Source organism: Frankia sp. Mgl5 (assembly GCF_023242985.1).
Classification (GTDB): domain Bacteria; phylum Actinomycetota; class Actinomycetes; order Frankiales; family Frankiaceae; genus Parafrankia; species Parafrankia soli.
In genome coordinates, this window is sequence record NZ_JALKFY010000356.1 from 1 (window position 1) to 236 (window position 236).

Annotated in this window: 1 protein-coding gene; it reads right to left on the reverse strand. The window is 52.5% G+C overall.

Translation table 11 applies throughout. The annotated features are described in order from the left end of the window. Positions 1–236 (reverse strand): phosphodiester glycosidase family protein (locus MXD62_RS09680; protein WP_248829013.1); only part of this gene is annotated, 236 nt, incomplete at both ends.

Here is a 236-nt window from a genome sequence, read left to right on the forward strand (position 1 = left end):
TGGCAAATAGTGATTATCGTATGCTTTTGTTGAATATTCAACCGTTTGTCCAATCAACACCTCGGCAGGTCCATTGATTTGAAACCCGGCCAATGTTCCCGGCGGAGCATTGTTGTAGACGGCAAGTCCGGTAGGTACTCGACGCTCTGAGCCGCCTTTTGGCACAGTGATCATTTTGGCTTGCGTTTCCCCCAGCATTCTCGCCGCCATCGTCGTGGAGCCGCCGCCGTCAAAGT